Source organism: Pseudomonas sp. DD1, assembly GCF_044510355.1.
In the GTDB taxonomy this organism is placed as follows: Bacteria; Pseudomonadota; Gammaproteobacteria; order Pseudomonadales; family Pseudomonadaceae; genus Aquipseudomonas; species Aquipseudomonas shahriarae.
The window spans coordinates 103,114-129,849 of sequence record NZ_MSAJ01000040.1 but is presented as its reverse complement, the minus strand read 5'-3'; the positions used below and the strand labels follow the sequence as shown (position 1 = coordinate 129,849).

The window sequence follows — 26,736 nt, the reverse complement described above, 5'->3', positions numbered from 1 at the left end:
CAGTGCGCTACTCTTAACTTTTTTCAGTGATTGTGATGGAACACCATGAACCAGACTGCGACGATTTTGGTCATTGATGACGAGCCGCAGATCCGCAAGTTCTTGCGCATCAGCCTAGCCTCCCAGGGCTACAAAGTAATCGAGGCCGGGACCGGCGCCGAAGGGCTGGCCCAGGCGGCCTTGAGCAAGCCGGACCTGCTGGTGCTGGACCTGGGCCTGCCGGACATGGACGGCCAGCAGGTGCTGCGCGAGTTGCGCGAATGGTCGACGGCCCCGGTGCTGGTGTTGTCGGTACGTGCCGGCGAAGGGCAGAAGGTCCAGGCGTTGGACGGTGGGGCCAACGACTACGTGACCAAGCCGTTTGGCATCCAGGAGTTTCTCGCCCGGGTGCGCGCGCTGTTGCGCCAGGCGCCCACCGGCGAGGCGCAGCAGGCCGCCCTGCAGTTTGGCCCGCTGATGGTCGACCTGGCTTATCGGCGGGTGCTGCTGGAGGGTGTCGACGTGGCCCTGACCCGCAAGGAATACGCGGTGCTGGCGCAACTGGCGCGCCACCCTGGGCGGGTGATTACCCAGCAGCAGTTGCTCAAGGATATCTGGGGCCCGACCCATACCGAAGACAGCCACTACCTGCGGATTGTGGTGGGGCACTTGCGCCAGAAGCTGGCGGATGACCCGACCCAGCCGCGTTTTATCGTGACCGAGGCGGGGGTGGGGTATCGGTTGTTGGGGGCTGAGGGCTGAAAGATTGTGATTGCTGGGCCGGCGCTATCGCGGCATAGGTATCTACACAGCTCTTTCGTGGTTCTTGGGGTTGTGTACATATCCGTTTTTGCGGTTACGGCGGCTATTGGTTCCGCCCTTACGGCGGCTCACTTTTGTAGAGCGCAAAAGTAAGCAAAACACTCTTGCCCCACCACTCGGTGCCTCGCCTAGGCTCGGCATGCCCGCAGTCAGGCATTGCTCCGTGGGCCCGCCGCGATCGGCCATCCATGGCCGTGTCGCGGCTACCCCGGCATCCATGCCGGGGTGCCCACTGCGCAATACCTGCCTGCGGCCATCGTGGTTTAACGGGGCGCCCAAGATCAAGATCAAAAGCCAGATCAAAAGCAGAGCAACAGCAACAGCAACAGCAATGCCAAAGCCGGGGCGCGAAGCTCCATTCCCCCTGTGGGAGCTGGCTTGCCTGCGATGACGGTGTATCAGTCGATAACTGTATTGGCTGAGACACCGTCATCGCAGGCAAGCCAGCTCCCACAAGGGTACGCGCACGCTTCGGCGATCAGGTCGGCTGTCAGGCCGCCTCGCTTTGCTTGTGATTTTGATCTTAGGCGTCCCGTTAAACCACGCTGCCCCCCAAATCAATGTCGGATGACGGGCACACCGAGCCTAGGCGAGGTGCCGAGTGGTGGGGTAAGAGCCCTTTTGGTTACTTTTGGCTGGGCCGGCACTCCGGGCTCTTTTCCAAAAGTGAGCCGCCGTAAGGGCGGAACCAATAGCCGCCGTGACCGCAGCAACGGATATGTACACAACCCCAAGAACCACGAAAGAGTTGTGTAGATACCTATGCCGCGATAGCGCCTCAAGCCCCAGCGAAGATCTCAACTCTGCTCACTCTCATACCGATCCAGCGTATCACTGGCAATCTCCCGCCCCAGCGCGATCAATTCCGGCGCCTTGTAGAACTCGAAGAACCGGCACACGCGCTTGGGTACGTTGATCAGCACATCCGGCGGGTAGCCGGCAATTTTGTACTGGGCCAACGACGTCTGCATCACCTCGAAACTCTGGTTGATCAAATCCAGCAGCGACGCCGGCCCGACGTTGTCGATGATGAACGAACCGGTTGCCGACTTGGGGGCGCCAGCGGTTTCCGGGGCTGCGGCCGGTTGCTGGGCTTCCGGCTCGGCGCCTTCGAGCCAGGGGTTGATATCGGCGGCCTGCGCCTGCAGCGCTTCCTGTTCCAGCAACAATAATTGTTCGGCCTGCTTGCGCCGAAACGGCAGATGGGAACCCAGTGAACGTACCAGGTTGTCGAAGCGGCTCTTGAACGCCGGCGGGCGCTGGATTACCGGCAGGCTGTAGTGTTTCTGGTTGGTGGCGTTGAGGTTGACCGCAATGATCAGGTCGCAATGACTCGACACCACCGGCACGATAGGCAGCGGGTTGAGCAGGCCGCCATCCACCAGCATGCGGTTGCCTTGCATCACCGGGGTGAAGAGGCTGGGGATCGCTGCCGAGGCGCGCATCGCCTGGTGTAGGCAGCCTTCCTGGAACCAGATTTCCTGCTGGTTGGTCAGGTCGGTGGCGACCGCCGTGTAGGGAATGCGCAGGTCTTCGATATTGATCTCGCCGACGATCTTGCGGATCTGCCCGAAGACTTTTTCGCCGCGTATCGCCCCCAGGCGAAAGCTCACATCCACCAGGCGCAGCACGTCCAGATAGTCCAGGCTTTCGATCCAGTTCCGGTAGTCCTGCAGTTTGCCCGCAGCATAGATCCCGCCCACCACTGCCCCCATGGAGCAGCCGGCGATACAGGCGATTTCATAGCCGCGTTTTTCGATCTCTTCGATCACCCCGATATGGGCATAACCCCTTGCTCCGCCTGAGCCCAGGACCAATGCAACGCGTTTTTTCATGACTGGATCCTTCGTAAAACAGCTGTCCACAATGCACCCAAGCAGGGGGCTGCTTCAATCCTAGCGGAGCAGAACGATAATTTTCGTAAGCCGAGCTATTTGCTCGGGTATGCTTTGGCTATCAGCACTGGGCATTTCAGGCTGTGTGATAAGGCACTTTTCGATGTAGGCAACGTCTACATCCCACGACTGTTTTCTTTTCTTGAGGTGTCATTGATGAAAGCCTGGATGTGTTTGCCTGTGATTGTGTTGGCTCTGGCCGGTTGTGCCGGCAAAACGGCCTATCGCGATAGCTGCGGCAGCCAGCTGGATGCCGCCTGGCACGAGCTGGACCTGGCCAAGGCCGAAGGTTTTGCCGGTACGGTCAGCTATTCCAAGGCCCTGTCGTTGCTGACCGGCGCCAAGACCCAGCAGCAATTCGAAGCGTTCGAAGGCTGTGCCAGCAAAGCGGAAAAAGCCCGTTTCTATATTCGTGAGTCGCGCGCGGGCCGTTGATCCGCGTCAGCGTAACGCGTTGTTGGAGTGGTTAAGGTGGTCCCAGGCGCCTGTTTTGTGCGGGTGTATGGCGGTTGTTTGACAGGGGAAACAGCATGTCGGCGTTGGTGGATCAGTTAGTCGCCCAGGTCATCGGCCTGGAAGTCGGATTGTTGAGTTGTCAGGCGCGCCTGGCGGCGGTGACCGATGACGAGGCGCTGCACGACCTGCGCACCACCGTGCGCCGCCTGCGCAGCCTGTTGCGCCCTTTGCGCGGGCTGCCCGGCGTCGAGCAATTGGAGGCCGCCGCCAGCGCGGTCGGCCAATTGACCACGCCGCTGCGTGACCGCGAAGTGCTGGCGGCCTACCTGCAGCAACATGGCCATCACGAAGCGGCGGCCCGGCGTCTGCGCCAGCAGCCGCAGACTTATCGGCAGGTGGCCCAGAGCGCGGAATTGGCGCAGCTGTTGCAGATCATGGCCGCCTTTCCGCGATTTATCCGCGCTTCCCAGCATCAAAAACTACTCAAGCGCCTGCGCGCCCGTATCGAAAAACGCCTGGGCAAACAATGGCAGGCTCTCGAGGTGGCGTTGCACGATCCCGACCACGACCGCCATCGCCTGCGTTTGTTGATCAAGCGCGTGCGCTACGCGGCCGAGGCCTACCCGCAATTGGGCCAGGTACCGGCCAAGGCCATGTCCCGTCTCAAGTCCGCCCAAGGCGCCCTGGGAGATTGGCACGACTGCTGGCAATGGTTGGCGCAAGCCAGGCTCCAGGCAGACTTGCAACCTTGCGTTGCAGTCTGGCATCGGACCATGGCCGAAGCTGAAGGCAAAGCCGATCGGGTACTCGACAAGCTGGCGGCGGATTGTTTCTGAGCCTGCGGCTTATCTGTCTGGGTATTTGGCCGGAATAAGTGCTGTACCGGGCTGGCGCGCTGGTTAAGATCGCTCATCGGTTTTCTTGATGTGAGGTCGCCATGCGCTTTAGTGATTTGCTCGACGCTGCCCGTAACAACCCGTTGGACGTGTCTATTCCGGCCGAGTGGGCCCAGGGTCGCGCCACGTTTGGCGGGCTGGTTGCCGCCTTGCAATACGAAGCGTTGCGCGCCCAGGTGCCGGCTGATCGCCCATTGCGTTCGTTGGCCGTGACGTTTGTCGGGCCCGTGGCGCCCGACGTATCCGCCCGTTATCAAGTCGAAGTACTGCGCGAAGGCAAGGCCGTCAGCCAGTTGCTGGGGCGGGTGGTGCAGGACGGTGAAGTGATGACCCTGGCCCAGGCCAGCTTCGGCGCATCGCGGCCTTCAGAGATCGACGTGCCGGCCTTGCCCGCGCCGACTTTCAAACATTGGGACGAGTGCCAGGAACTGCCCTATATCAAAGGCGTGACGCCTGAGTTCATGCGCCACTTGGCGATGCGCTGGAGCGTCGGTGGCTTGCCGTTCACCGGCAATAAATCCCGGGAAATGGGCGGCTGGGTGCGCTTGCGGGGGGATGTGAAAGAAGAGCCTTTGACCGAAGCCCATATCCTCGCGCTGGTGGATGCCTGGCCGCCGGCGCTCTTACCGCACCTGAAGAAGCCGGCACCCGGCAGCACCCTGACCTGGACCATCGAATTCATCCAGCCCCTGGCACAGTTGACGACCCTGGACTGGTGCCAGTACCACGTCCAGATCGAGCATGCTCGCGACGGCTATGGCCATGCTGCTGCGATGTTGTGGGGGCCTGACGGCCAGTTGATCGCTATCAGCCGCCAGACCGTGGTGGTCTTCGCCTGACCCTGCCTCAGTGGCGGTGGCGCTGACGCCAGGCCTGCCACCAGCCACCGCTGAGGACAAAGCGCGGAAAGGTCACGAACTGCTCGACCACCAGGCGCTGCACTGCATCTTTACGATCACTGAACGGCTCGCTGGCCTGGGCTTCCAGGCTATGGCCGTGGCGTTGCAGCGCCAGGCCGGCGAGTACGCCGACCACACCGATGGCGAAACTGGCCAGGCTCAGGCTGAACACGCCGGACACAATCAGCAGAAACCCGACGATGAACAGCGGCACGGCAATCAGGTGCAGCACCAGGTTGGTCGGGTGCTGATGGTTCTGCGGGTAGGCGCGCCATTGCCAGGCCGGGAGATTGGGGTGACGTTTGCCCATGATGATAAATCCTCTGTCCATTGAAACTCGATGGACAGAGTTTAGGTCGGGCGGGCAGGGGCGGCGAATTGGGGTTGGCTATGGGGGTTATAGCGTTTTGATCGATCCGCCAGCGGCAGGCGCTGGCGGATCGGTGGGCAAACGTCACAGTTTGAGCTGGCCGATGGCTTTGCTCAACTCGCCGGCCAGGGTTGCCAGTTCATTGCTGGTGGTCGCCGAATCCACGGTCTGTTGCACGGTGTTTTCCGTGACATCGCGAATACTCACCACCGCGCGGTTCATCTCCTCGGCCACATGGCTCTGCTGCTCGGCAGCCACCGCAATCTGCGTGTTGCTCTCGCGCATCTGCGCCACGGCGCTGGTGATTTCGGCCAGTGAAGCGCCGGCTTCCTGGGCCTGCTGCACACAGTTGTCGGCCTTGAACGAGCTTTCCTGCATAAAGTCCACCGCATCCCGGGTGCCGGCCTGCAGGGCCGAGACCATGCGGGTGATTTCATCGGTGGAGCTTTGCACGCGCTTGGCCAGGTTGCGCACTTCGTCGGCCACCACCGCAAAGCCGCGCCCCATTTCCCCGGCGCGGGCCGCTTCGATGGCGGCGTTGAGAGCCAGCAGGTTGGTCTGTTCGGCAATGCTGTGGATCACGCCGACCACGCCATTGATTTTCTGGCTGTCCTCGGCCAGCTTCTGGATCATTTCTGCGGTTTGCTGCACACCGGTGGACAATCCGGCAATCGAGCGCTGAACCCGGGTTACTACTTCCTGACCGCTGCCGGCCAAGGTGTCGGCGGTCTGGGACAAGTCGCGAGTGGCGCCGGCGTGTTGGGCGATGTGATACACGGTGGCGGTCATTTCATTGATCGCGGTGGCCGCCTGGTCGGTCTCGCTTTGCTGGCCGAGCATACCGTGCTGCACCTCATTCATGCTGCTGGCCAGGCGTGCGGCGCCGTCATCCAACAGTTTGGCGGTGCGCGCTACCGTACTGACCACCCGCTGGTAGCCGGCCTGCATGGCGTTGAACGCACTGGCCATCTGCCCGACCTCGTCCTTGCATGCCAGGGGCACGCGGGCCGAGAGGTCGCCGGTTTTCTCTACGTGCAGCATCACGTCTTTCAAGGTGTTGAGTTGGGCGAGCAAAAAGCGGATCAACAGTTGCGAGGCACAGAGCATGGCGAGCATCAGGATCAGCACCGCCACCGCGTAGTTGGTAAAGCGCTCGGTAAACACCTGGCTCAGGCTCGGTGCATAGGCCAGCACGGCGACTTGTTGGCCACCGGCGCGGGAGATGACTTCGGCGCCCAGCAACGGGTTTTCGCCGAACAGCGGCATATGATTGAACTCGACCCAACCGTTGGCTTCGCTCAGGGCTGACAGGTCCTGGTCCGCCAACTCGGGCGCCTGGCCCCGGGCAAACGTCAGCCAGTGCTCGCCCTGGGGCAGCGGCTGCCCGGCCGGCCAGGCGCTGAGCAAGCGGCCCTGGGCTTGTGCCGAGGCTTGGGCGGCATGGCTGCGGGCCTGTTGTTCAAGCTGCACGGCATACAGCACCAGCAGCAGCGTGGTGATGAAAGCGACCGCGTTCACGGCCCAGAATTTGTACTTCAGCGAGATATTGCTAAGCCAGGCACCCATGGAAGGTTTTCTCTGATAGCGGAAACAGTATTGGCAAGGTGCCAGTATTGTGCCGCTATCCGGAAAAGGGGTGTTGATATGGGTCAATGCACCGCGTCAATCCGGCACAGGCAGGCCGAAAAACGCACGGGCGCAGGCGGTGCTGTGCTGGGCCAGGTCTTCCAGGCTTTCTTCTCGGTGCAGGGCCACTTCGCGCAAGACTTCCGGCAGATAGGCCGGCTCATTGCGCCCGTTCTTCGGTTTGGGGCGCAGGGTGCGTGGCAGCAGGTAGGGCGCATCGCTTTCCAGCATCAAGCGGCCCCGGGGGATTTCCCTGACCAGTGGGTGCAGGTGCGTGCCACGCCGTTCGTCACAGATCCAGCCGGTGATGCCGATATGCAGGTCCAGATCGAGATAACTGAACAGCGCGCGTTGTTCGCCGGTGAAGCAGTGCACCACGGCGGCGGGCAGTTGATCGCGGTAATCGCGCAGGATCTCCAGCAGGCGCTGGTTGGCGTCCCGTTCATGGAGAAACACTGGCAGTTGCAATTCGACGGCCAGTGCCAGGTGGGCTTCGAGGACCTTTTCCTGCTGGGGGCGGGGCGAGAAGTCACGGTTGAAGTCCAGCCCGCATTCACCCACGGCACGTACCCGCTCCTGGCTGAGCAGGTCGTGCAGTTGCCGGGCGCTGTCGGCGTTCCAATCGCTGGCGCTATGGGGGTGGATACCGGCGGTGGAGAACAGCCGTCGGGCGCTTTCGTCCCAACGCTGGCACAGCTCCAGGGCCTGTTCGCTGCCTTGCACGCTGGTGCCGGTGACGACCAATTGGCCCACGCCGGCAGCATAGGCGCGGTCGAGCACGGCCTGGTGTTTGTCGTCGAAACTGGAGTTGGTCAGGTTGACGCCAATATCAATGAGTTGCATGGTGCTATCTCCGCCTGCGGCCGGAAAGTCTATCAGAGCTGTAGATTTATAAGAAAAACCAAGAACTACAACGAGTTATCGCTGTCTTTGAACGTCGCAAGTCACACCGTGGTTGGCCGAAGGCCTGCTGCTGTGCCACCCTTGCGCCCAAAGTCTGCGCCTCTGGCGCTCTGTTTCTGTCCCCCAATGCGGCGTTTTTCGCGGTGCATGGGGCCTTGTTCTTTCCGGAGAGCGGATGATCCGACCCTCGGCATTGCTTATGGTGTGCCTGACGCTGCTGCTGCCCACGGCGGCGGTTGCGCGCCTGGACGGGCCGCTGGAAGTGACCAAGTCGGGCAAAGTCCGTGACCTGGCAGAAATCCGCAGCAGCCGCACCTTGCGGGTGCTGGTCAACCAGAGCCGCAACAGTTCCGGTGAAGTCCAGGGCCAGTCGATTGGCGTTGAGTACCACCGCCTGCGCGCCTTCGAACACTACCTCAACGGCCGCGCCCGCGACGGCCAGGAAATCAACCTCAAGATCATTCCCAAAGCCAAGGATCAGTTGCTGGGGGCCTTGGCCCGTGGCGAAGGTGACCTGGTGGCGCCCGGCGAACTGCTGGATACGACGGGGGCGCACAAGATCAGCAGCAGTGATCCGATTGCCAGCGACGTGCCGCTGTGGCTGGTGGGCCTCAAGGGCGAGCGGCGGTTTACCCGGCTGGAGCAGTTGTCTGGGCGCACCCTGGCCCTGACCACGGGCAGCGCAGCGGGGGAGGCGGTCAACCAGATCAATCAGAAGCTGGCACTGCGCAAGCTGCCGCCGGTCAAGGTGGAATGGGTGGACCCCAGCCTGGCGGTGGAAGATGTGCTGGAGATGGTCCAGGCGGGGATCTTCCACCTGACCATTGTCGAACGGCCGATTGCCGAGCGCTGGTCAAAGATCCTGCCCAAGCTGCGTTTCGACAAGCAAGTGGCGATCAGCGAGCCGGGCGAGGAGTACTGGTTCGTGCGCCAGGATGCCTCGATGCTGCGGGCGAGCATCGACCGCTTCCTGAAAACCTACAAGACTCCGTCGGATCAGGACGTGGCCTTCCAGCGCATCTATCGCCGTCTCTATCAGGTGCGCTACCCCTTGGCGCGGGCTGATCGCCAGCGCCTGGAGAAACTGCGCCCGGTCCTGCAGAAACACGCCCGGGAACAAGGCATGGACTGGCTGAACCTGGCGGCCCTGGCCTTCAAGGAATCGTCCCTCAACCCCGCCGCAAAAAGCGGCAGCGGGCCGACGGGCTTGATGCAGATCACCCCTTCAGCGGCCCAGCGGGTGGGGGTCAACAATATCCAGACCCTGGACAGCAATGTGCAGGCAGGGGCGCGTTACCTGGCATTGATTCGCCGCAAGTTCTTCGCCAGCCCCAAGCTGAACGAGCGCGAGCGTATGGCGTTCGTCCTGGCGGCCTACAACATGGGGCCGGAGCGGGTGCAGGGCATGCGTGCCGAGGCGCGCCGCCGGGGTTTGAACCCTAATCAGTGGTTCTTCCAGGTCGAGCGCATCGCCATGGAGCAGGTCGGAATGGGCGGCGTCAGCTATGTTAATAGCGTGAACAAGTACTACTTGGCCTTTGATCGGGAACGGGACTCCCTGGAGCCGGTGACGTCCAAGATCGTCTCACGCAAATAATCTAATTATTAGATATTGATTAGCGCTTTTTTCGGCTTTTATCATTATCTAAACTGATTAATATAGCGGCCAACCAACCCCCTTCATCGAAAAGGATTAGCAATATGAGCCCAATGATCAAAAACCTCCTGTCCACCCGTGCCGGCTATGGCCTGACTGTCCTGCGGATTTTTGTCGGTATCATTTTTGCCGCCCACGGTTCGCAAAAACTCTTTGGCTGGTTTGGCGGCGGCGGCCTGGCGGGCACGGCGCAGTGGATGGAGAGCATCGGCCTGGCCCCGGGTACACTGATGGCATTGTTGTCGGGCGGTACTGAGTTCTTCGCCGGCCTGGCGCTGATCATTGGCCTGCTGGCACGCCCGGCGGCGCTGGGGTTGACCATCGTCTCGCTGGTGGCGATTTTCTCGGTGCATATCAGCAACGGTTTGTTCATGGCCAACAACGGCTATGAGTTCGCCCTGGCACTGCTGGGCGGCACAGTGGCGGTGCTGTTTGAAGGTGCTGGCAAGCTGTCTGCCGACCGTGCCATCGCCAACTGATCGCGCAGCTCACCTGTTAAAGGCCCGCCCCGCGCGGGCCTTTTTCGTTGTACGGGATTCTTGACACTGCCCCACCGGCTTCTCTAGGATGCTGCATGCGCCGATTTAAACAGCTAATTGCGGGGCGCCACAGGGACTCGCTGCAGTCCCGACAGAAGCCTGCTCCAGGTTTCGAAATACCGCTAAAGCGCTGGTTCGGTGTTGCCTCTCACCTGCCCGCAGACTTTTGAGGCAGAGACACGACACGATGAATGCACTACGACCTCTTGTACGCCTGGCCCCGATCACTGCGGGCCTGACTCAACGCAATCCGAAAATTCTCCTTGGCGGCAAGCACCAGCCGACGTTGCTGCGTTACCTGGATGGCTGGCCCCGGCGGACTGGCCGACCTTCGGCGTTCCTGATCCAGTTTGTCGAAGATGGCGAGTCCCTGGCGCGCTTTGCCACAAACAGCTTTGACCTGGCGGTAATCCAGGCGCCGAACGCTGAGGATGCCAACGAGTTTGTTCACCACCTGACCCGCGTGGCGCGCCAGGGTTTGATTACCCGGCGTTAATCGAGGCTGAGAGAACCACGTTCAGTAGAACGCTGCGGCAGGTGGATGTTGGCGACGGCGACGCGAGATAAAGATCCCCAGGCCCAGCAGGCTCACTATCAGTGGCACGGTGATCGTCGTGAGCACCACCACAGCGAGTTCCAACCGGCGGACGCTCTTGTAGGCTTCTTTTTCCAGGGTGTGAAGCTCCATGCGTAATCGCAGGCGCTCTTTGTTTAGCGCTTGCAACAGCGTATTTGAAGAGATTGCCTGAGTCTCCAGCATGGAGGGCGGCGTGTTCAGCAACCGCCATTCCTTTTCCGTCTGGGCCAGCCGTTGCTCCATCAGGGCAGCCTTTTTTCGGTAGGATTGCGCAGCCTCGTGGCGCAGCCTGTCCAGCAACCCGGGCTGTTGCCGGTCGCTTGCACGAGGGCTGATAGCACTCAGGGTGTCTGGCGCCGCCAGGTTATCCAATGTATTCAAGACAAACCGGGCATTGCCCGGGCGCCGCGCTTTCTGTCCGTTGGCATTGCGTGCGGCCAGCCAGACGCGGTCGCTGAGCATGTCAATGTCGGCGACCACCACCACATGGATATTGGTCGCCTTTTGCAGTGTGGCCTTCTGGCCGTTGCTGGCGTCAGGGAATGCGGAGTAGGCGGGCCCTTCGATACGGGCTGCGATCACATTCGGCCGGCCACGACTGACGGCCTCGCCAATCATGGAGGCGAATTCGTCCGGTTGAGTGAAGCGCACCCCATCGAACGTACTGGCCTGCCCGGAACTCTGGAGCAGTGGGGTGAATGTGGTGCGGCTTTTTTTCAGCGGCACGAGTGTGCCTGGATTCAACAGTGTCACGCTGTCAACGCCCCAGGTGCTGACGTCCTGTTGCGCCATCGCTTCTCGGGGCAGGGTGAGCGCCCCGGGATGACGTACGGGCGGCTGGCCGCTGGTCACGACCACCGGGGTTGCATAGAGGTTGTCCGCCAATACCTTATTCGCCGGCATCTGCACGCCCCAGGCGGCGAGCAGGGTTTGCAGGCCGGTGGTGTCGGCGGTTGAGCCGTTCAAGGGGTCGACAAACATCATCAGCTTTCCCCCTGCCAGGACAAATTGGTCAATGGCAAAAAGTGCCTGTTCCGGCAGCCGAGAGGGCTGGACCACCATCAGGGTCTTGATGTGAGCGGGGATGCGCGAGGTGTCGCTGCCCAGGGTCATCAGATTGAACTGGCTGCGTATTTCCTTGAATAACTGCCACGGCGGCGTGGCTTCCTGGGTGCGTCCATTCAGGTTGCCGTCCATGGCTAATCCGTAGATCAGGCCGATGGTGGGTTGCTCCTCGCGGGCGACGTTGTGGATCAGGCGACTGATCTCATATTCCAGGAAACTCGCCTGGGCGGGGTCGAATCGTTCGATTTTCTGCGGCTCATGGTTGGCACGGGTGCCGATGAGTCCAAACAGTCCTTGCTGGCTATCCAGGCCCAGTAACTCAGCCTTGTACTCGTCCTCTGAAAAGGGGGCTGGATCAATCAGGTGCAGCGTAACGTTGCCTTTCGACGCACTTTCATAGGCTTTGAGCAGAAGGGCAATGTACTCGCCATGGTTGTTCAGGGCGTCACTTTTGCGGGGATGGCTCCCATTGAAAAAATACAAATCCATGGGGGTTTCAAGTGCCGCGAGCAGGGCGTCGGTCGAAGGTGACAGGGTGTGGATTTTTTTCTCTGAAAGGTCCAGTCGATAGTTGGGCAGTTTCAGTACCCATACCAGATTGAAGGCGAGAAAAAGCAGGGCGATGACGCTCAACGTCACGCCGAAGTTTATAAGGTTCCTCATGGGGATTTCCTTTCTCAGCCTTTTCTGAAGTTTAAAGTTAGGGTGGTTGCGGTGAGGAAAGCGATGATCATGCTTATGAAGTACGACGTGTCATGCAGGGTCAGGAGGCCGCTGTCTATCGCGCTGAAACGTACCCGCGGGTTGAGTGAAATCAAGCTGTCGATCACCCAGATAGGGGCCTGATGGGTCAGCATGTCCAGCACTGACGATAAAGTGCTGGTGAGCAATAATAACGCGAGTGTGATGCCGAAAATAATCAGGCGATTATAGGCCACTACACAGACAAGGCAGGAGAATGAGAGATAAGCGCCTGCCAGTAACCAACTCCCTATGAATTGGCCGAGGATGGTTGAGTTGTCCGCCATGGCCAGATAGTTAATGATGATGACCAGTGGGAAGTCCAAGGCGAGTGTGAGTGCGCAAACGGTCCAAGCGGCCAGGAACTTGCCCAATGTCAGTTCGAGGGCTGAGACCGGCAAGGTATTTGTAAAGGAGCGTGCATTTTCGTTGTGCTCATCCGACCAGAGCAGTGTGGAAATAAATGGAATGAAAAAAAGATAAAGCCAGGGGTGAAACTGGAAGAAGGCGTGAAGGTCTGTCGGATTTCCGTTTAAGAAGTTTCCTACATAAAAGCCTAGTGTGGTGTTAGTAATCAGAAACATAGCGACGCCAAAATAGGTGGCCGGGCTCGACAAGTAGTTGTTGAGTTGCCGTTTGAATATCACGGGTAGACGTTTCAATTGGGTGCCTCCTGGCTCAAGTGGTGGATGACGTCGCTCAAGCGTCCCGGCTCAAGGCTCAAGGTATTGATCTTCCAGCGACGGTTGGCGACCAGGGCATTGATGTGGGGATAGATGACCTGCCCTGGCATCGCGAGTACCGTCACGCTGCCGTAGGCGTGCCGGTCTTCTTCGATGCCAGCCACCCCCGGAAGCACGGCCAGCGCCAATAGGTCCAGGGGGGTATCGGCGGCCAGGGTGATTGCCTGGTAATGGCGCGAGCTACGCTGCAGCTCGGTGACAGGGGCGTCGGCGAGCAATCGGCCCTCGGCCAGGACCAGCGCCCGTTGGCAGATGCAGGAGAATTCCTCGGGGTTGCGCGAGGCGACAATGACCGTCATGTCTTCGGTCAACGACTGGATGAGGGTGCCGACCTTCTGTTTTTGCAGGGTGTCCAGGCCCTCTGTGGGTTCATCGAGCAGCAGCAGTTTGGGGTCATGCAGGATGGCCTGGGCCAGCGCGACTTTGCGCCGGTGCCCTGGGGGGAGGGCTGCGACAGGTGAGTCAAGTACTCGCCAAAGTTCCAGGCGGGTGATGGCGCGGTCAACCATCTTGCGCTTTTCCAGGCCACGAAGTCCGCGAACTTCGGCCATGAAACCCAGAAAGCTTTTTACCTTCATATTGCCGTGGCTGAGGGCGAATTCAGGCTGGTAGCCTATTATTTTTTTTGCCCTTATCGGATGGGTCGCGATATCTATGTCATGTATTTTTATATTGCCGGAAGTTGCGGGAGTTGCGCCTGAGAGCAATTTGAGTAGTGTGCTTTTGCCAGCGCCATCGTGTCCGAACAACCCCAGGCATTCCCCTGGGCGGACACTGAATGTCATATTGTCGATGGCAATCGCTCGTCCCGTTTTTTTTGTTAGATTGGTTATTTCGATCATTAGGCTTTTCTGCTTGGTTGTTTGCCGGGGCATGCTGAATATGCAGGGGGCTCAATAAGCCTGTGTGTTCAGGTTGAGAATTGCCGAGGGTGGAAAATGAAAAGTATTGATCAAGTGTTTCAGGTGCAGCTTTGTTAAAAAATGGTACGTTCAATAGGGGCGCTTGGAAACGCTAAAGCGCTTGAATAAGGTAAGTCCTACATGTGCCTCAATCACTCGCTGAAACAATTGCGTTGTTTTTGCAGGATTGTTGATTTTGATTTGAAAAATGGCGTGTATATGAAGTACTACGGTAATGGAGTCCGACACTCATGATGCTTCTACGTACTCTTGTTCTTGAACACTCTGGTCATGATTCCCCCGTTAACGGTGCATTGCTCTGTTGTTTTGCGATACCGCAAATTGCTTCCAACTTTCTTGTCTACAGTCTGGACGAGGAGGTCGAACCCGGAAGCTCTCGGGTCTACATCGCCGCGTTGCGCAAAAAGTCCGAGCGGTATTTTCTTGGAAGCATCGAGTCCAAGGAGAGCCTGCAACTGGCAATGAGCGTCCTCAAGCAAATCATCACCCTTGCCACGGCATCTGGGGGCAATGCCGCCGGGCCCCAGGTGCCTTATCATTTCATTGACCTGAAGGGCAGCAAGCTACCGACGGCCCGACCGGAGGATCACCACTCGCTGATGATCAAGAAGGCATTGGTGATGAAGGTGATCACCCTGGGCACTTCAGTCATTGGTCTGCCCGCGATAGAGAGCACCGAGTTGATTGTGCCGTCTATTCGCTTCTCGTCAAAAATGGTATCGCCACCGGGTACGGCAAATCGTGAGGATATGACGCAGGAGCCCCATGAGGAGCCAGTGGTCGTCTTGCCTGAGCCATTGCCTCCACCGCCGAAGGAACCGGAGGCACAGGAGGTATCTGCACCGCAGGCCCCGGAGCCGCAGCCGGTTGCACCGCCCGCAGTCGTCCCGCCAGTCGTGGCGGCGGATCAGTCGTCCCTGCATGAAGTAGACACCACGCTGACCAATCTTGCCCGTGTGGCGCATGAGTTGACGCAACAGAAACGCGCAGTGCTCCAGCAGCAGGAGGCGCTTGAACTGCAAAGGGACCAGCTACTACGGGAAAAGGCCACATTGGAGCAGGCCAATCAACAGTTGGCCGCGCAGGAGCTTGCTTTGCAGCAGCGAGCCGAAGCGTTGAATAGCCGGGAGGAGCACCTGGCCCGGGATGCGCAGTTGCAGCAGGCAGAACAACGCCGCCTGGAGGGCTGGGCTCAACAGATGGAAGATGAGTCGTTCAGGCTACAGGCGCAGGACCGGGCATCCCAGCAACAGGCTGAGCAACTGGCGACCGGGCTGGGGCAGTTGTCGGGCTTCAGGGGCGACTTGAAGGCACTGCTTTATCGCCTGGATGGCACCCTGTTTCCTGTGGAAAATGTTGAGCAGCAATCCAGTAAATTGCTTGGTGCCGATTGACCGGGGAATCAGGCCTGGCTACTTTCTGGCGTTCATTTATCATCAGACCCGGCCGATTGCCGTCAGGCAGCCAATGCATCCTTGGCTGATGCAGAGGGGGGGTGAACCAATGGATATTTCCTGGGGATGTGACGCTTTTGAGTACCAAGCTGATTACCAAAGAAGGTCATGAGGCACTGAAAAAAGAGCTCGATTACCTGTGGCGAGAGAAACGTCCTGATACAACGCGCAAGGTGACGTGGGCTGCTTCGCTGGGAGACCGCAGCGAGAACGCCGACTACCAGTACAACAAGAAGCTGCTGCGTGAAATCGATCGCCGGGTGCGTTACCTGCGCAAACGCCTGGAAGATATGCGGGTGGTGGAGTACATGCCCGAGCAGGAGGGCAAGGTGTTTTTCGGCGCCTGGGTGGATATCGAGAACGAGCAGGGCGAGACCAAGCGTTTTCGCATCGTGGGTTATGACGAGATTTATGAGCGCATGGACTACATCTCCATCGACTCCCCCATGGCCAGGGCCTTGCTGCGCAAAGAAGTGGATGATGAGGCCATTGTGCAGACGCCAAATGGCGAAATGTGCTGGTGGATCACAGGTATCGAATACATCAAGTAACTGTGAGTGGCCCGCTCCCCAAGGAGGAAGCGGGCCATTTTTGTTTCAGCCTTCGCGCAGTACCGCCAGTGGGCTGGCGTTCAACGCGCGGCGTGTACCGAACACTCCGGCACCACCGATCAGCACTGCACCGATCACTGGCAGCACCAGCAACCATGGGTGAGGGTGCCAGACCAGGTCGAATGCGTAGCGATACAGCACCAGGGTCACCAGCTCGGTACCCAGTGCCGCCAGCAACCCGCTGACCGCGCCCAGCAGCCCGAACTCGATACGCCGGGCCTTGACCAGCAACTTGCGCTCCGCGCCCAGGGCGCGCAACAAGGCGCCCTGGCGGATGCGTTCGTCCAGGGTGGCCTGCAGGCCGGAGAACAGCACCGCCATGCCAGCCGCGAGGACAAACAGCAGCACGTATTCCACGGCCAGCGTGACCTGGGCCAGGATGCTGCGCAGTTGGGCCAGCAGCGCCTCGACCTGCAGGATGGTCACGGCCGGGAAGGCCCGGGACAGGTCGACGATCTGCTGGTCATGGCCGGCGGCCAGATAGAAGCTGGTCAGGTACGTGGCCGGCAGGTCCTTCAGGGTGCCAGGCTGGAAGATCATGAAGAAGTTGGGTTGGAAATTGTCCCAGTTGATCTCCCGCAGGCTGGTGACCCGGGCTTCACGGTTTTCCCCGCCAACGGTAAAGATCAGGTGGTCGTTGAGCTTGAGCTTGAGGCTTTCGGCGACCTTGGTTTCGACCGAGACCCCCGGTATTTCATCGCTCGGCTGATCCGCCCACCAGGTGCCCGATGTCAGGGTATTGCCAGGGGGCAGGTTGGCCGCCCAGGTCAGGCTCAGGTCTCGCTGTATCGCCCGATCGCCACTGGAGTCCTTGCTGACAATTTCCTGCACCGGTTCGCCGTTGATGCTGATCAGGCGTCCCGGCACCACCGGATACAAGGGCGCGGCCTGTGCCTGCAGTTCAAGCAGGCGGGCACCGAAGGCGTCCTTGTCGGCCGGCAGGATGTTAAGCGCGAAATAGTTGGGGGCATCCTTGGGCAGTTGGTTCTGCCAGGTGTCCAGCAACTCGCCACGCAGCAGGGCGATCAAACCCATCGACAGCAGGATCAGGCCGAACGCCAGGGACTGGCCCGCCGCCGCCAGCGGGTGGCGCAACAGTTGGCCCAACCCCAGGCGCCAGGGCAGGGCAGCACGCGCCAGTAGGCGGCGCAGGCTTTGCAAGAGCAACAGCAGCAGGCCACCGAGGAGCAGCGCGGCGATCACCCCGCCGCCCAGCAGGGCGAAGGTCAGCACCAGGTCCAGGCTCAGGCGCCACATGATCAGGCCCAGGGCAAACAGCGCCGCGCCATACACCATCCAGGTGCTGGAGGGGATTGGCAGTAAGTCGCGTCGCAGCACCCGCAACGGCGGCACTCGGCCCAGGGCCGCCAGAGGGGGCAGGGCAAAGCCGGCCAGGGCCACCAGGCCGGTACCGATGCCGGCGACGGCCGGTAGCAATCCGCCGGGTGGCACGTCTGCCGGCAACAGGTCGTTCAACAGGTAAAACAGGCCCAGTTGGGCGAACCAGCCCAGAGCGGCACCGGTGAGGCTGGCCAGCAAGCCCAGGACGGTCAGTTGCAGGCTGAACAGCAGCATGGTTTCCCGTCGCGACAGACCCAGGCAGCGCAGCAGCGCACTGGCGTCGAAGCGGCGGCTGGCAAAGCGGTTGGCCGACAGGGCTACGGCTACGCCGGAGAGCAACACGGCGACCAGACTGGCCATGTTCAGGTAGCGCTCGGCCTTGCCCAGGGCACCACCGATCTGCTGGTTGCCGTCCCGCGCATCCTGCAGGCGCTGGTTGGCGGCCAGTCCCGGGGTGATCTGGTCGCGGTAGGTTTGCAGCGCGACACTGGCTGGCGGCGCACGCCACAACTCGCGGTAGCTGACCCGGCTTCCCGGCTGCACCACGCCGGTGGCCTCAAGGTCGGCCAGGTTGATCATCACCCGCGGGGTGAGGCTGTAGAGATTGCCGGCCCGATCCGGCTCATAGGTGAGTACGCGGGCCAGGCGCAGGGTCTTCAGGCCGACGTCGATACTGTCGCCGACTTTCAGGTCCAGTGCGGTCAGCAGGCGGGCCTCGACCCAGGCTTCGCCGGATTTCGGCCCGCCGCCCGGGGTGTCTTCAGCGAACGGTTCGGCCGCGCTTTTCAACTGGCCGCGCAGCGGGTACTGCTCGTTGACCGCCTTGATGCTCGATAACTGAATACCGTTGTCGGTGGCGATGACGCTGGAAAACTCCACCACCCTGGCATGTGCCAAGCCCAGTTGCGTGCCACTGGTTATCTGCTCGGGCCGGGCCGGGGAACTGCCCTCCAGCACCAGGTCGGCGCCAAGGAACTCGGTGGCGCGCAACAGCATCGCGCCGTTGAGTCGTGCGCCGAAGTAGCCGATGGCCGTGCTGGCGGCTACGGCCACCAGCAGGGCGAAGAATAGGACGCGCAACTCACCGGCGCGGGCATCGCGCAGCAATTGGCGCAGGGCAAGGCTGAACAGGCGCAACAGCGGCAAACGTGCCATCAAGGCTCCAGGGGCTCGACCATCTGGCCGGCTTCAAGGCGGATCAGGCGTCGGCAGCGATGGGCCAGCCGCTCGTCGTGGGTCACCAGCACCAGGGTGGTGCCGTTCTCTTTGTTGAGCTCGAACAGCAGGTCGCTGATGCGCTCGCCGGTGTGGCTGTCGAGGTTGCCGGTGGGTTCATCGGCAAACAGTACGTCCGGCTCGGCGGCGAATGCACGGGCAATGGCCACTCGTTGTTGCTCGCCACCAGAGAGCTGGCGGGGCGAGTGAGTCAGGCGCTGGCCCAGGCCGACCCGTTCGAGCAAGTGCCGGGCGCGTTCGCGGGCGTCTTTGCGACCGTCCAGCTCCAGGGGCAGCATGACGTTTTCCAGGGCATTGAGGCTGTCGAGCAATTGGAATGACTGGAACACAAAGCCGACGTGTTCGGCGCGGATGCGCGCCCGTTGATCTTCGTCCAGGACACTCAGGGCCTGGCCGGCGAGGGTGACTTCACCGCTGCTGGGCAGGTCGAGCCCGGCCAGCAGGCCAAGGAGCGTGGATTTTCCCGAGCCGGAGCTGCCGACGATAGCCAGGCTATCGCCCTTGTTCAGTTCCAGGCTCAGTTCGTGCAGGATGGTCAGTTCACCTTCCGCGCTGGGAACCACTTTGCTAAGGTTCTGCGCGGTGAGAATGCATGCGCCCATGGAGAATCCGATGCGAATATGGTTTTTGAGTGCTGGCCTGGCCCTGATGTGCATGGCCCAGAACGCAGCGGCGGGTACTGTCCTGATCGTTGGCGATAGTATCAGTGCCGGTTTCGGCCTGGATACCAGCAAAGGGTGGGTGGCACTGCTGGAGCAACGGCTCAAGCAGGAGGGTTTCGACGATAAAGTGGTCAACGCCTCCATCAGCGGCGACACCAGTGCCGGAGGCTTGGCGCGGCTGCCGGCGGCGCTTGCAGAGCATAAGCCGGACGTGGTGGTGATCGAGTTGGGCGGCAACGACGGCTTGCGTGGACAGCCCCCGGCACAATTGCAACAAAATCTTGCGTCGATGATCGACCAGTCCAAGGCCGGTGGCGCCAAGGTGTTGCTGCTGGGGATGCAGTTGCCACCCAATTATGGCCCGCGCTACACCACGGCATTTGCCGAAGTCTATGGCGTGCTGGCCAAGGAAAAAAACGTTCCCCTGGTACCGTTTTTTCTTGAAGGGGTGGGGGGGCATCCGGAGATGATGCAGGCGGATCAACTGCACCCGGCAGTCGGCGCCCAGGCGAAGTTGCTGGAAAATGTCTGGCCGACGCTAAAACCGCTGTTATGACGCTTTTCTAGCAGCGGTCTTTCGGCTAAGGTGGCGCCCCCGATTTGGAGCCCCCGATGTCGTCGCGTCCTGCCTGGTCCCTATTTGCCTACCAACTGATCGAGCCTGACGAGCAGCTGGATCTGTTCGCCTGCCAGGAAGTGAAGGTGCACCTGGTAACACGTCAGCTGGAGCTGGGCGGCACGATCGACCGTACGCTCTGCGGCACATTGCTGCCGGCCCAGCCACGCTGGTCTTCGGTGGATCGCTCGATCTTCCAGGACCAGCGCCTGTGCCCCCTGTGCCGGGCGATTCTCGAATCGCAAAAGCGTGGCACACCGCCTATCTGGCCTGAACTGCGCTTCGAGCTTTAAGGGCTGCTACACGCTACAATCGCCATTTACCCCCGTCGATCTGCGAAGGATTTTCCGGATGTTGTCGCGTCTGCCTGTCGTCACCCGTTGCCTGTCTCTCGCTGCCTTATGTGCAGCCGGTCCTGTTGCGGCTCTGCAACTGCCCCTGCCACCGCCGGGTGAAGACATTGTCGGCGAGGTCCAGGTGATCAAGGCCAAGTACGAAGACACCTTTGCCGACCTGGGCGTGACTTACGACCTGGGCTATTCGGAGATGGTCGCGGCCAACCCCGGCGTGGATGCCTGGCTACCGGGCACCGGCGCGGAGATTGTGCTGCCGACCCGTTTCATCCTGCCGCCGGGGCCCCGCGAAGGCATCGTGATCAACCTCGCCGAGTACCGTCTGTACTACTACCCCAAGGGCCAGGACGTGGTGTACACCTTCCCGCTGGGGATCGGTCGCGAGGGTTGGGGTTCGCCGATTGCCCACACCAGCATCATTGCCAAGACACCCAACCCGACCTGGACTCCTCCTGCGTCGATCAAGGCCGAACACGCAGCAGACGGTGACCCGCTGCCCAACGTGGTGCCGGCAGGTCCGGACAACCCCCTGGGGCCATTCAAGTTTACCCTGGGCACGCCGGGCTACCTGATTCATGGCTCCAACAAGAAGTTCGGTATCGGTACCCGTACCAGTCATGGTTGTTTCCGCATGTTCAACAACAATGTGCTGGAGATGGCCAAGATGGTTCCGGTGGGCACGTCGGTGCGGATCATCAATGACGCCTACAAATTCGGCATCAGCGGCGGCAAGGTCTATCTGGAGGCGCATGCGCCGTTGAACGACGATGGCACGCCGTCGGTGGTCGACAAGCACACGGCAGTCATCAATGCGATGCTCAAGCGCGAAGACCTGGCCAATAACCTGCGGGTCGATTGGGATCAAGTGCGTGATGTGGTGGCGGCCGAAGATGGTTTGCCGGCGCAAATTGGCGAACCGGGCGCGGCGCCGATGGTCAGCAGCATGCCGGTCGATCTGCAGCAGTAACGCCTGTCTCCCATCGAAGCCCGCCACGGATTGCCCCTGGCGGGTTTTTTATTGCCTGGGATCCGTAGCCGAATCCCAGGCAATAAAAAGCCGATCCAAAATGGATCGGCTAGATAACAACCCCGAAGGATTATTACTTGCGGCTAGCTTTTTCAAGCATGCGCAGAGCGCGCTCGTTAGCTTCGTCAGCAGTCTGTTGTGCTTTTTGAGCAGCAGCCAGAGCTTCATCAGCTTTACGGTAGGCTTCGTCTGCACGAGCCTGGGAGCGAGCTGCTGCGTCTTCAGTTGCAGTCAGACGAGCTTCGGTTTCTTTGGAGACGCTGCTGCAACCGGTAGCCAGAACTGCGGCCAGAGCCAGAGCAGAGAATTTCAGAACGTTGTTCATCGTGTTCCCCTTCAAGGACTTTCTAATTAATGGCTAATTTCTCAGAGTGAGCTAATAGCCGGCGTACATACTACCCATTACTTGTAGTAAGTAAACTGACGTAGCGCAAGAAGCAAAAAAAATTCTTGTGCTGAATCTGTTTTGGCTAATCTTTAGAGGGTCTGTATAAAAAATATCCAGTTTTTGACGCTTGGTCAAAGATTGGATCCAGGCTGAAAGCGCCGCCTGGCAAGTGTTAAACGTTGTAAGCCGATGTCAATTTATATATCTGCCCCCATACTATTGTTCAGATTGTCCCGGGGTTGCCGGGCATCTTTCGCGCATGTAGAGGTGACTTTAAAAGCGCGGGTTCGTCTCACGCTTCAACTGCCGGCAATGTTCAGGCTATCGACCACAGGATGTTCGATCAGCCCTTTCTATGTTCGCGAGCCAAATGGATGACGAGTGTCCCTTGAGCAATGACAGGATTGGTGCCTACTATTCCTGCGTGCGGGGCGTGAGTGCTGTAGGGCTTTTCTCGTTGTCGAAACCGGCACGGGGTGGCGTAGATGTTCCTTCGCCGGAAAAACATCGGTAAGGTAGGGGTCAGAAACCAAGACCCGCGAGGAGTAGTGATGAGCGAGGCGTTGTCCATCCACCATGACCAGGCTGGTCATCAGTTCGAGACCAATGTGGACGGTCATCGTGCCTATCTGACCTACATGGACCTGGGGAAGCAGACCCTGGATATTTACCGCACGTTTGTGCCCAATGCCCTGCGTGGGCGCGGCATTGCCGCTGCGCTGACCGAAGAAGCGCTGCAATACGCCGAGAGCATGGGCTACACGGTGATTCCGTCCTGCTCCTACGTCGAGCGCTACATGGAGCGCCACCAGCGCCATGCCGCGAAGCTGTGAAAGCAAACAGGCAGGCATAAAAAAACGCCGGGCTTAGCCCGGCGTTTTTGTGTGCGTCAGGTACGTTTGCGCTTGGGCAATACGTCCTTGAGCTTGGCGTGCATGCTGCGCAGGGTGGTCTCGGTGGCGGACCAGTCGATGCAGGCGTCGGTGATCGAGACGCCGTATTGCAGGTCGGCCAGATCCTTTGGAATCGCCTGGCAGCCCCAGTTCAGGTGGCTTTCGACCATCAGGCCGATAATCGACTGGTTGCCTTCCAGGATCTGGTTGGCCACGTTCTCCATCACCAGCGGTTGCAGGGCCGGATCCTTGTTGGAGTTGGCGTGACTGCAATCGACCATGATGTTCGGCTTGATCTTCGCCTTGGTCAGTGCCTGTTCGCACAGGGCCACGCTGACCGAATCATAGTTGGGCTTGCCATTGCCGCCACGCAGGACCACGTGGCCATAGGCGTTGCCCTTGGTGGTGACGATGGACACGCCACCTTCCTGGTTGATCCCCAGGAAACGGTGTGGGCTGGAAACCGACTGCAGGGCGTTGATCGCCACGGTCAGGCCGCCATCGGTACCGTTCTTGAAACCCACGGCCGAGGACAGGCCGGAGGCCATTTCGCGGTGGGTTTGCGATTCGGTAGTGCGCGCGCCGATCGCCGACCAACTGATCAGGTCCTGCAGGTATTGCGGGGAAATCGGGTCCAGGGCTTCGGTGGCCGTTGGCAGGCCCATTTCAGCCAGGTCCAGCAGCAGCTTGCGGCCGATATGCAAACCATCCTGGATCTTGAACGAGTCGTCCAGGTACGGATCGTTGATCAGACCTTTCCAGCCCACGGTAGTGCGCGGCTTCTCGAAGTACACGCGCATCACCAGGTACAGGGTGTCGGATACTTCCGCAGCCAGCACTTTGAGGCGTTCGGCGTACTCGTGGGCAGCCTTGAGGTCGTGGATCGAGCAGGGCCCGATCACCACGAACAGGCGGTGGTCAGTGCCGTCGAGGATGTCACGAATGACTTCGCGGCCCTTGGTGACGGTCTGCAATGCAGCGTCGCTCAGAGGGATTTCGCGCTTGAGCTGATCGGGCGTGATCAGGGTCTCGTTGGATTCGACGTTTAGGTCGTTGATCGGTAAATCAGCCATCGTGTTACTCGTCAGGGTCACGGGTGCCGGCCGCCAGCGAACCCCGTGCGGCGGAGCACAGCATGATTTAAATGCAGCGGGGAGCCGAACCTTAGCGCGTACAAGCCGGCTCGACAATGGGCAATTGCGCGCGGTGTCGTGCGGCCTGATAGTGTGTTGCCTGGTTAAAGGGTGTGGTGCAGATCGAGTGAAAGCGTTTGAATTGACGGATTTGGATATCGACCAGCAGTTGCTGGCGTTGCCGGGTGCTTCGCTGCTGGTGTTTACCAGTGTCGGCTGTTCCAGTTGCCGCTGGGCGCGCCAGCAGTTGCCCGGCTGGGAGCTGCCGGTTGCGCGCATCTGCTGGATCGACGCCGGGCACAATGGCGGCGCGGTGCAGCGCTACGGGATCTTTCATTTGCCGGCGCTGTTTGTAGTGTGCGAGGGTCAGTTCCACGGCGCATTGCAGACGGGTCTGAATGCCGGCGACCTACGTGAGGCTATAGAAGAAGCGCTCAAACGAGAACCAGAGGAGTTGCCATGACGAGTGCAGTTGAGCCAGGGCCACGCATTGGGATTATCGGTACCGGTGCCATTGGTGGTTTTTACGGGTTGATGCTGGCGCGCGCCGGTTTCGATGTGCATTTCCTGCTGCGCAGTGAATTTGCGGCGGTCAGTGAGCGTGGCTTGCAGCTCAACAGTGCGGTGCATGGCGCCTTGCGCCTGCACCCGGTCAAGGCCTATGCCAGCGCGGCCGACATGCCGCCTTGCGATTGGCTGCTGGTGGGCACCAAGACCACTGGTAACGTTGAACTGGCGCCCACCATTGCCCAGGTCGCGGCGCCCGATGCCAAGGTTGTATTGCTGCAAAACGGCCTCGCCGTCGAGGACGGCCTGCGCGAGCATCTGCCCGAGTCCCTGCACCTGCTTGGCGGGCTTTGTTATATCTGCGTGCACCGTTCCGGGCCGGGGATCGTCGAGCACCAGGCCATGGGCCGGGTCAGTCTTGGCTATCACAGCGGCACTGCCATCGCTGATGCTGCACGCCGCCAGGCGATTGTCGAAGAGGGCGCCGGGCTGTTCCGCCACGCCGGGATCGACGCCCAGGCCATGCCCGACCTGGATCAGGCACGCTGGCATAAGTTGGTGTGGAATGTGCCGTACAACGGCCTGTCGGTGCTGCTCGGTGCCAATACCTCGCAGTTGATGGCCGACGAATCCAGCCGGGAATTGATCCAGGGCCTGATGGCCGAAGTAGTGCAGGGCGCCCAGGCGTGCGGCCATGAGATCGCGCCCGGCTACCCCGAGCAGATGTTCAGCATGACCGAGCGTTTGACGGATTACTGGCCCAGCATGTATCACGATCATCTGCACCGGCGCCCCCTGGAACTGGCCGCGATCTACGCTCGCCCGCTGGCTGCTGCCAGGGCCGCGGGCTGCGAGTTGCCGCGGATGCAGGCGTTGTACCAGGCCTTGAGTTTTATTGATCGACGCAACGACTGAGGAACACACATGGCCAAAGGGATGAGCGACAAACTGGTGCTGGCGATTTCCTCGCGCGCCCTGTTCGACCTGGGTGAAAGCCATAAGGTTTATCTGGCCCAGGGCGTCGAGGCCTACCGCAAATATCAGATCGACCACGAGGAAGAAATCCTCGAGCCGGGGGATGCCTTCCCCTTGGTCAAGAAACTCCTGACCCTGAATGCCAGCCTCGGCCGCGCACGGGTCGAGGTGGTGCTGGTGTCGCGCAACAGCGCCGACACCGGTTTACGTGTGTTCAATTCGATCCAGCACTACGGCCTGGATATTTCCCGCGCCGCCTTTGTCGGTGGGCGTAACCCCCACCCTTATCTGGCGGCGTTTGGCAGCCACCTGTTCCTCTCGACCCACGCCGAAGATGTGCGCAGCGCGCTGGATGCCGGTTTTGCGGCGGCGACCATTTTGTCCGGCGGCGCCCGTCGGGCTTCCAGCGCTGAGTTGCGGATTGCCTTCGACGGTGACGCGGTGCTGTTTTCCGACGAGTCAGAGCGCGTCTACCAAAGTGGCGGCCTGGAAGCGTTCCAGGCCAGCGAGCGGCAAGCGGCCCGCGAGCCGCTGCGCGGTGGGCCATTCAAGGGCTTCCTGGCGGCCCTCAATCTGCTGCAGCGCGAGTTCCCCGATGAGTCTTGCCCGATCCGCACCGCGCTGGTGACGGCGCGTTCGGCACCGTCCCATGAGCGAGTGATCCGCACCTTGCGTGAGTGGGATATCCGCCTGGACGAGTCGCTGTTTCTTGGCGGCCTGGAAAAATCGGCGTTCCTTGAAGCGTTCGCCGCCGACGTGTTTTTTGACGATCAGGCCGGCCATTGCGAGAAAGCCAGGGAGGTGGTGGCCACCGGGCATGTGCCTCATGGCGTGAGCAATGAGCCGAAAGTCCAGGTCGAGAGCTAAGTTCATCGCAGTCGCGGAGGCGCTGCTAAGCTGAAACAATCCCCGCCATCCTGGCAGTCCAGGAGGTTCTATGATTCGGTCGATGTTGTATGCCTCAGACCTGGGTGTATATGCGCCTTACGTGATGCAACATGCGCTGGCGATGGCGCGCACATTCAAGGCGGAGCTGTATGTGATTCATGTGGTGGAGCCGATCGGGCTGTTCGCAGAATCGGTGCTGCAAACCTATCTTGATGAACAGGCCCTGAGCGAATGGCAGAGCCAGGGCCTCAATACAGTGATGGCAAACATCGAACAGCGGGTGCTGGACAGTTTTCGTGAAGAGTTGCAGGACGGTGAGCAGGACTTGCAGGCGATTCGTTCGGTGCGGGTGATCCAGGGGGATCCCGCCCAAGTGATTCTCGACCAGGCGCAGAAACTCTCGGTGGATTTGTTGATCGTAGGGAGTCATAGCCAGGGCGAAGGAGCCTCGACCCCGTTGGGGCGTACGGCGGCGCGGGTGTTGCAGTTGTCCCAGGTGCCGGTCTATCTGGTGCCTTTGCTGCAACGTCGACGCAGTGATGATGTGTGATGGGGCGTAAA

The 26,736-nt window shown here is 60.5% G+C and carries 28 protein-coding genes; 17 read left to right on the top strand and 11 right to left on the bottom strand.

Features of this window, described 5'->3' with window-relative positions:
• Window positions 1–45 precede the first annotated feature (45 nt).
• Complete coding sequence (locus PSFL_RS27560; RefSeq protein ID WP_169961263.1) at window positions 46–741, top strand: response regulator; 696 nt, start codon at window positions 46–48, stop codon at window positions 739–741.
• An 857-nt stretch (window positions 742–1,598) separates the two neighbouring features.
• Here PSFL_RS27560 and PSFL_RS27555 read toward each other — a convergent pair.
• Window positions 1,599–2,636: a patatin-like phospholipase family protein gene (locus PSFL_RS27555; protein WP_057958915.1), complete on the bottom strand. Its 1,038-nt coding sequence runs from the start codon at window positions 2,634–2,636 to the stop codon at window positions 1,599–1,601.
• 216 nt (window positions 2,637–2,852) lie between these two features.
• On the opposite strand from PSFL_RS27555, the gene PSFL_RS27550 reads away from it, so the two are divergent.
• The 3 genes from PSFL_RS27550 to PSFL_RS27540 all read left to right on the top strand — a co-directional run bounded on the left by PSFL_RS27550 (window position 2,853) and on the right by PSFL_RS27540 (window position 4,887).
• Window positions 2,853–3,131, top strand: coding sequence for a hypothetical protein (locus tag PSFL_RS27550; protein ID WP_029300795.1), 279 nt, complete (start codon window positions 2,853–2,855; stop codon window positions 3,129–3,131).
• A 95-nt stretch (window positions 3,132–3,226) separates the two neighbouring features.
• Window positions 3,227–3,988: a CHAD domain-containing protein gene (locus tag PSFL_RS27545; RefSeq protein ID WP_057958917.1), complete on the top strand. Its 762-nt coding sequence runs from the start codon at window positions 3,227–3,229 to the stop codon at window positions 3,986–3,988.
• Window positions 3,989–4,089: 101 nt separating this feature from the next.
• A complete protein-coding gene (locus PSFL_RS27540) occupies window positions 4,090–4,887 on the top strand; it encodes an acyl-CoA thioesterase II (protein ID WP_057439199.1) in 798 nt (265 codons plus the stop codon).
• A 7-nt stretch (window positions 4,888–4,894) separates the two neighbouring features.
• Here the strand turns inward: PSFL_RS27540 and PSFL_RS27535 are convergent, their stop codons facing one another.
• The 3 genes from PSFL_RS27535 to PSFL_RS27525 all read right to left on the bottom strand — a co-directional run bounded on the left by PSFL_RS27535 (window position 4,895) and on the right by PSFL_RS27525 (window position 7,786).
• On the bottom strand, window positions 4,895–5,257 hold the full coding sequence (locus tag PSFL_RS27535) for an Mpo1-like protein (protein ID WP_104911974.1): 363 nt from the start codon (window positions 5,255–5,257) through the stop codon (window positions 4,895–4,897).
• A gap of 144 nt (window positions 5,258–5,401) precedes the next feature.
• On the bottom strand, window positions 5,402–6,883 hold the full coding sequence (locus PSFL_RS27530; protein ID WP_115127839.1) for a methyl-accepting chemotaxis protein: 1,482 nt from the start codon (window positions 6,881–6,883) through the stop codon (window positions 5,402–5,404).
• A gap of 96 nt (window positions 6,884–6,979) precedes the next feature.
• Entirely contained in the window at window positions 6,980–7,786 is an 807-nt protein-coding gene (locus PSFL_RS27525; protein WP_115127840.1) for a TatD family hydrolase, read from the bottom strand.
• Window positions 7,787–8,021: 235 nt separating this feature from the next.
• Between PSFL_RS27525 and PSFL_RS27520 the strand changes: the two genes are divergently transcribed.
• From PSFL_RS27520 to PSFL_RS27510, 3 genes are all read left to right on the top strand, one after another.
• A complete protein-coding gene (locus PSFL_RS27520) occupies window positions 8,022–9,443 on the top strand; it encodes a transglycosylase SLT domain-containing protein (RefSeq protein WP_057439196.1) in 1,422 nt (473 codons plus the stop codon).
• A 104-nt stretch (window positions 9,444–9,547) separates the two neighbouring features.
• Window positions 9,548–9,982, top strand: coding sequence for a DoxX family protein (locus PSFL_RS27515; RefSeq protein WP_057439195.1), 435 nt, complete (start codon window positions 9,548–9,550; stop codon window positions 9,980–9,982).
• 247 nt (window positions 9,983–10,229) lie between these two features.
• Complete coding sequence (locus PSFL_RS27510; protein WP_397470687.1) at window positions 10,230–10,538, top strand: class I SAM-dependent methyltransferase; 309 nt, start codon at window positions 10,230–10,232, stop codon at window positions 10,536–10,538.
• 21 nt (window positions 10,539–10,559) lie between these two features.
• On the opposite strand, the gene PSFL_RS27505 is transcribed toward PSFL_RS27510, so the two are convergent.
• Genes PSFL_RS27505 through PSFL_RS27495 form a run of 3 tightly spaced genes read right to left on the bottom strand, consistent with a single transcriptional unit; the run spans window position 10,560 to window position 14,010 of the window.
• Window positions 10,560–12,347 carry a Gldg family protein gene (locus PSFL_RS27505; protein WP_397470686.1) on the bottom strand — a complete coding sequence of 596 codons (1,788 nt, stop codon included), beginning with the start codon at window positions 12,345–12,347 and terminating at the stop codon, window positions 10,560–10,562.
• 14 nt (window positions 12,348–12,361) lie between these two features.
• Window positions 12,362–13,087: an ABC transporter permease gene (locus PSFL_RS27500; RefSeq protein ID WP_057439193.1), complete on the bottom strand. Its 726-nt coding sequence runs from the start codon at window positions 13,085–13,087 to the stop codon at window positions 12,362–12,364.
• Complete coding sequence (locus tag PSFL_RS27495) at window positions 13,084–14,010, bottom strand: ABC transporter ATP-binding protein (protein WP_115129376.1); 927 nt, start codon at window positions 14,008–14,010, stop codon at window positions 13,084–13,086. The genes PSFL_RS27500 and PSFL_RS27495 overlap by 4 nt, the downstream gene beginning before the upstream one ends.
• A gap of 311 nt (window positions 14,011–14,321) precedes the next feature.
• On the opposite strand from PSFL_RS27495, the gene PSFL_RS27490 reads away from it, so the two are divergent.
• Both PSFL_RS27490 and greB read left to right on the top strand, forming a co-directional pair.
• The gene (locus tag PSFL_RS27490; protein ID WP_057958926.1) at window positions 14,322–15,485 is read left to right on the top strand and encodes a hypothetical protein; all 1,164 of its coding nucleotides are present in this window, start codon (window positions 14,322–14,324) and stop codon (window positions 15,483–15,485) included.
• 137 nt (window positions 15,486–15,622) lie between these two features.
• A complete protein-coding gene (greB, locus tag PSFL_RS27485; RefSeq protein WP_057439191.1) occupies window positions 15,623–16,096 on the top strand; it encodes a transcription elongation factor GreB in 474 nt (157 codons plus the stop codon).
• 45 nt (window positions 16,097–16,141) lie between these two features.
• On the opposite strand, the gene PSFL_RS27480 is transcribed toward greB, so the two are convergent.
• Both PSFL_RS27480 and PSFL_RS27475 read right to left on the bottom strand, forming a co-directional pair.
• On the bottom strand, window positions 16,142–18,652 hold the full coding sequence (locus PSFL_RS27480) for an ABC transporter permease (protein WP_397470685.1): 2,511 nt from the start codon (window positions 18,650–18,652) through the stop codon (window positions 16,142–16,144).
• Window positions 18,652–19,335: an ABC transporter ATP-binding protein gene (locus PSFL_RS27475; protein ID WP_057439231.1), complete on the bottom strand. Its 684-nt coding sequence runs from the start codon at window positions 19,333–19,335 to the stop codon at window positions 18,652–18,654. Before PSFL_RS27475 ends, PSFL_RS27480 begins: the two co-directional genes overlap by 1 nt.
• Before the next feature lie 10 nt (window positions 19,336–19,345).
• On the opposite strand from PSFL_RS27475, the gene PSFL_RS27470 reads away from it, so the two are divergent.
• From PSFL_RS27470 to PSFL_RS27460, 3 genes are read left to right on the top strand one after another with little or no spacing between them, the layout of a single operon-like run.
• On the top strand, window positions 19,346–19,951 hold the full coding sequence (locus tag PSFL_RS27470; protein WP_115127846.1) for an arylesterase: 606 nt from the start codon (window positions 19,346–19,348) through the stop codon (window positions 19,949–19,951).
• A gap of 56 nt (window positions 19,952–20,007) precedes the next feature.
• On the top strand, window positions 20,008–20,304 hold the full coding sequence (locus tag PSFL_RS27465) for a hypothetical protein (RefSeq protein WP_029297976.1): 297 nt from the start codon (window positions 20,008–20,010) through the stop codon (window positions 20,302–20,304).
• Window positions 20,305–20,362: 58 nt separating this feature from the next.
• A complete protein-coding gene (locus tag PSFL_RS27460) occupies window positions 20,363–21,331 on the top strand; it encodes a L,D-transpeptidase family protein (RefSeq protein ID WP_057439189.1) in 969 nt (322 codons plus the stop codon).
• A gap of 133 nt (window positions 21,332–21,464) precedes the next feature.
• Here PSFL_RS27460 and oprI read toward each other — a convergent pair whose 3' ends face one another.
• Entirely contained in the window at window positions 21,465–21,716 is a 252-nt protein-coding gene (oprI, locus tag PSFL_RS27455) for an outer membrane lipoprotei OprI (RefSeq protein WP_003172710.1), read from the bottom strand.
• A gap of 614 nt (window positions 21,717–22,330) precedes the next feature.
• On the opposite strand from oprI, the gene PSFL_RS27450 reads away from it, so the two are divergent.
• Window positions 22,331–22,612 carry a GNAT family N-acetyltransferase gene (locus PSFL_RS27450; protein ID WP_029297992.1) on the top strand — a complete coding sequence of 94 codons (282 nt, stop codon included), beginning with the start codon at window positions 22,331–22,333 and terminating at the stop codon, window positions 22,610–22,612.
• A 56-nt stretch (window positions 22,613–22,668) separates the two neighbouring features.
• On the opposite strand, the gene PSFL_RS27445 is transcribed toward PSFL_RS27450, so the two are convergent.
• Window positions 22,669–23,745, bottom strand: a complete 1,077-nt coding sequence (locus tag PSFL_RS27445) for a 3-deoxy-7-phosphoheptulonate synthase (RefSeq protein ID WP_029297994.1) — start codon at window positions 23,743–23,745, stop codon at window positions 22,669–22,671.
• Between the two features lie 187 nt (window positions 23,746–23,932).
• On the opposite strand from PSFL_RS27445, the gene PSFL_RS27440 reads away from it, so the two are divergent.
• The 4 genes from PSFL_RS27440 to PSFL_RS27425 all read left to right on the top strand — a co-directional run bounded on the left by PSFL_RS27440 (window position 23,933) and on the right by PSFL_RS27425 (window position 26,725).
• Window positions 23,933–24,268 (top strand): co-chaperone YbbN, encoded by a 336-nt coding sequence (locus PSFL_RS27440; RefSeq protein ID WP_115127847.1) that lies wholly within the window; start codon window positions 23,933–23,935, stop codon window positions 24,266–24,268.
• The gene (locus PSFL_RS27435; RefSeq protein ID WP_057439188.1) at window positions 24,265–25,227 is read left to right on the top strand and encodes a putative 2-dehydropantoate 2-reductase; all 963 of its coding nucleotides are present in this window, start codon (window positions 24,265–24,267) and stop codon (window positions 25,225–25,227) included. The genes PSFL_RS27440 and PSFL_RS27435 overlap by 4 nt, the downstream gene beginning before the upstream one ends.
• A gap of 9 nt (window positions 25,228–25,236) precedes the next feature.
• Entirely contained in the window at window positions 25,237–26,154 is a 918-nt protein-coding gene (locus tag PSFL_RS27430) for a 5'-nucleotidase (protein WP_038447487.1), read from the top strand.
• A 70-nt stretch (window positions 26,155–26,224) separates the two neighbouring features.
• A complete protein-coding gene (locus PSFL_RS27425) occupies window positions 26,225–26,725 on the top strand; it encodes a universal stress protein (protein WP_057439186.1) in 501 nt (166 codons plus the stop codon).
• Window positions 26,726–26,736 lie beyond the last annotated feature (11 nt).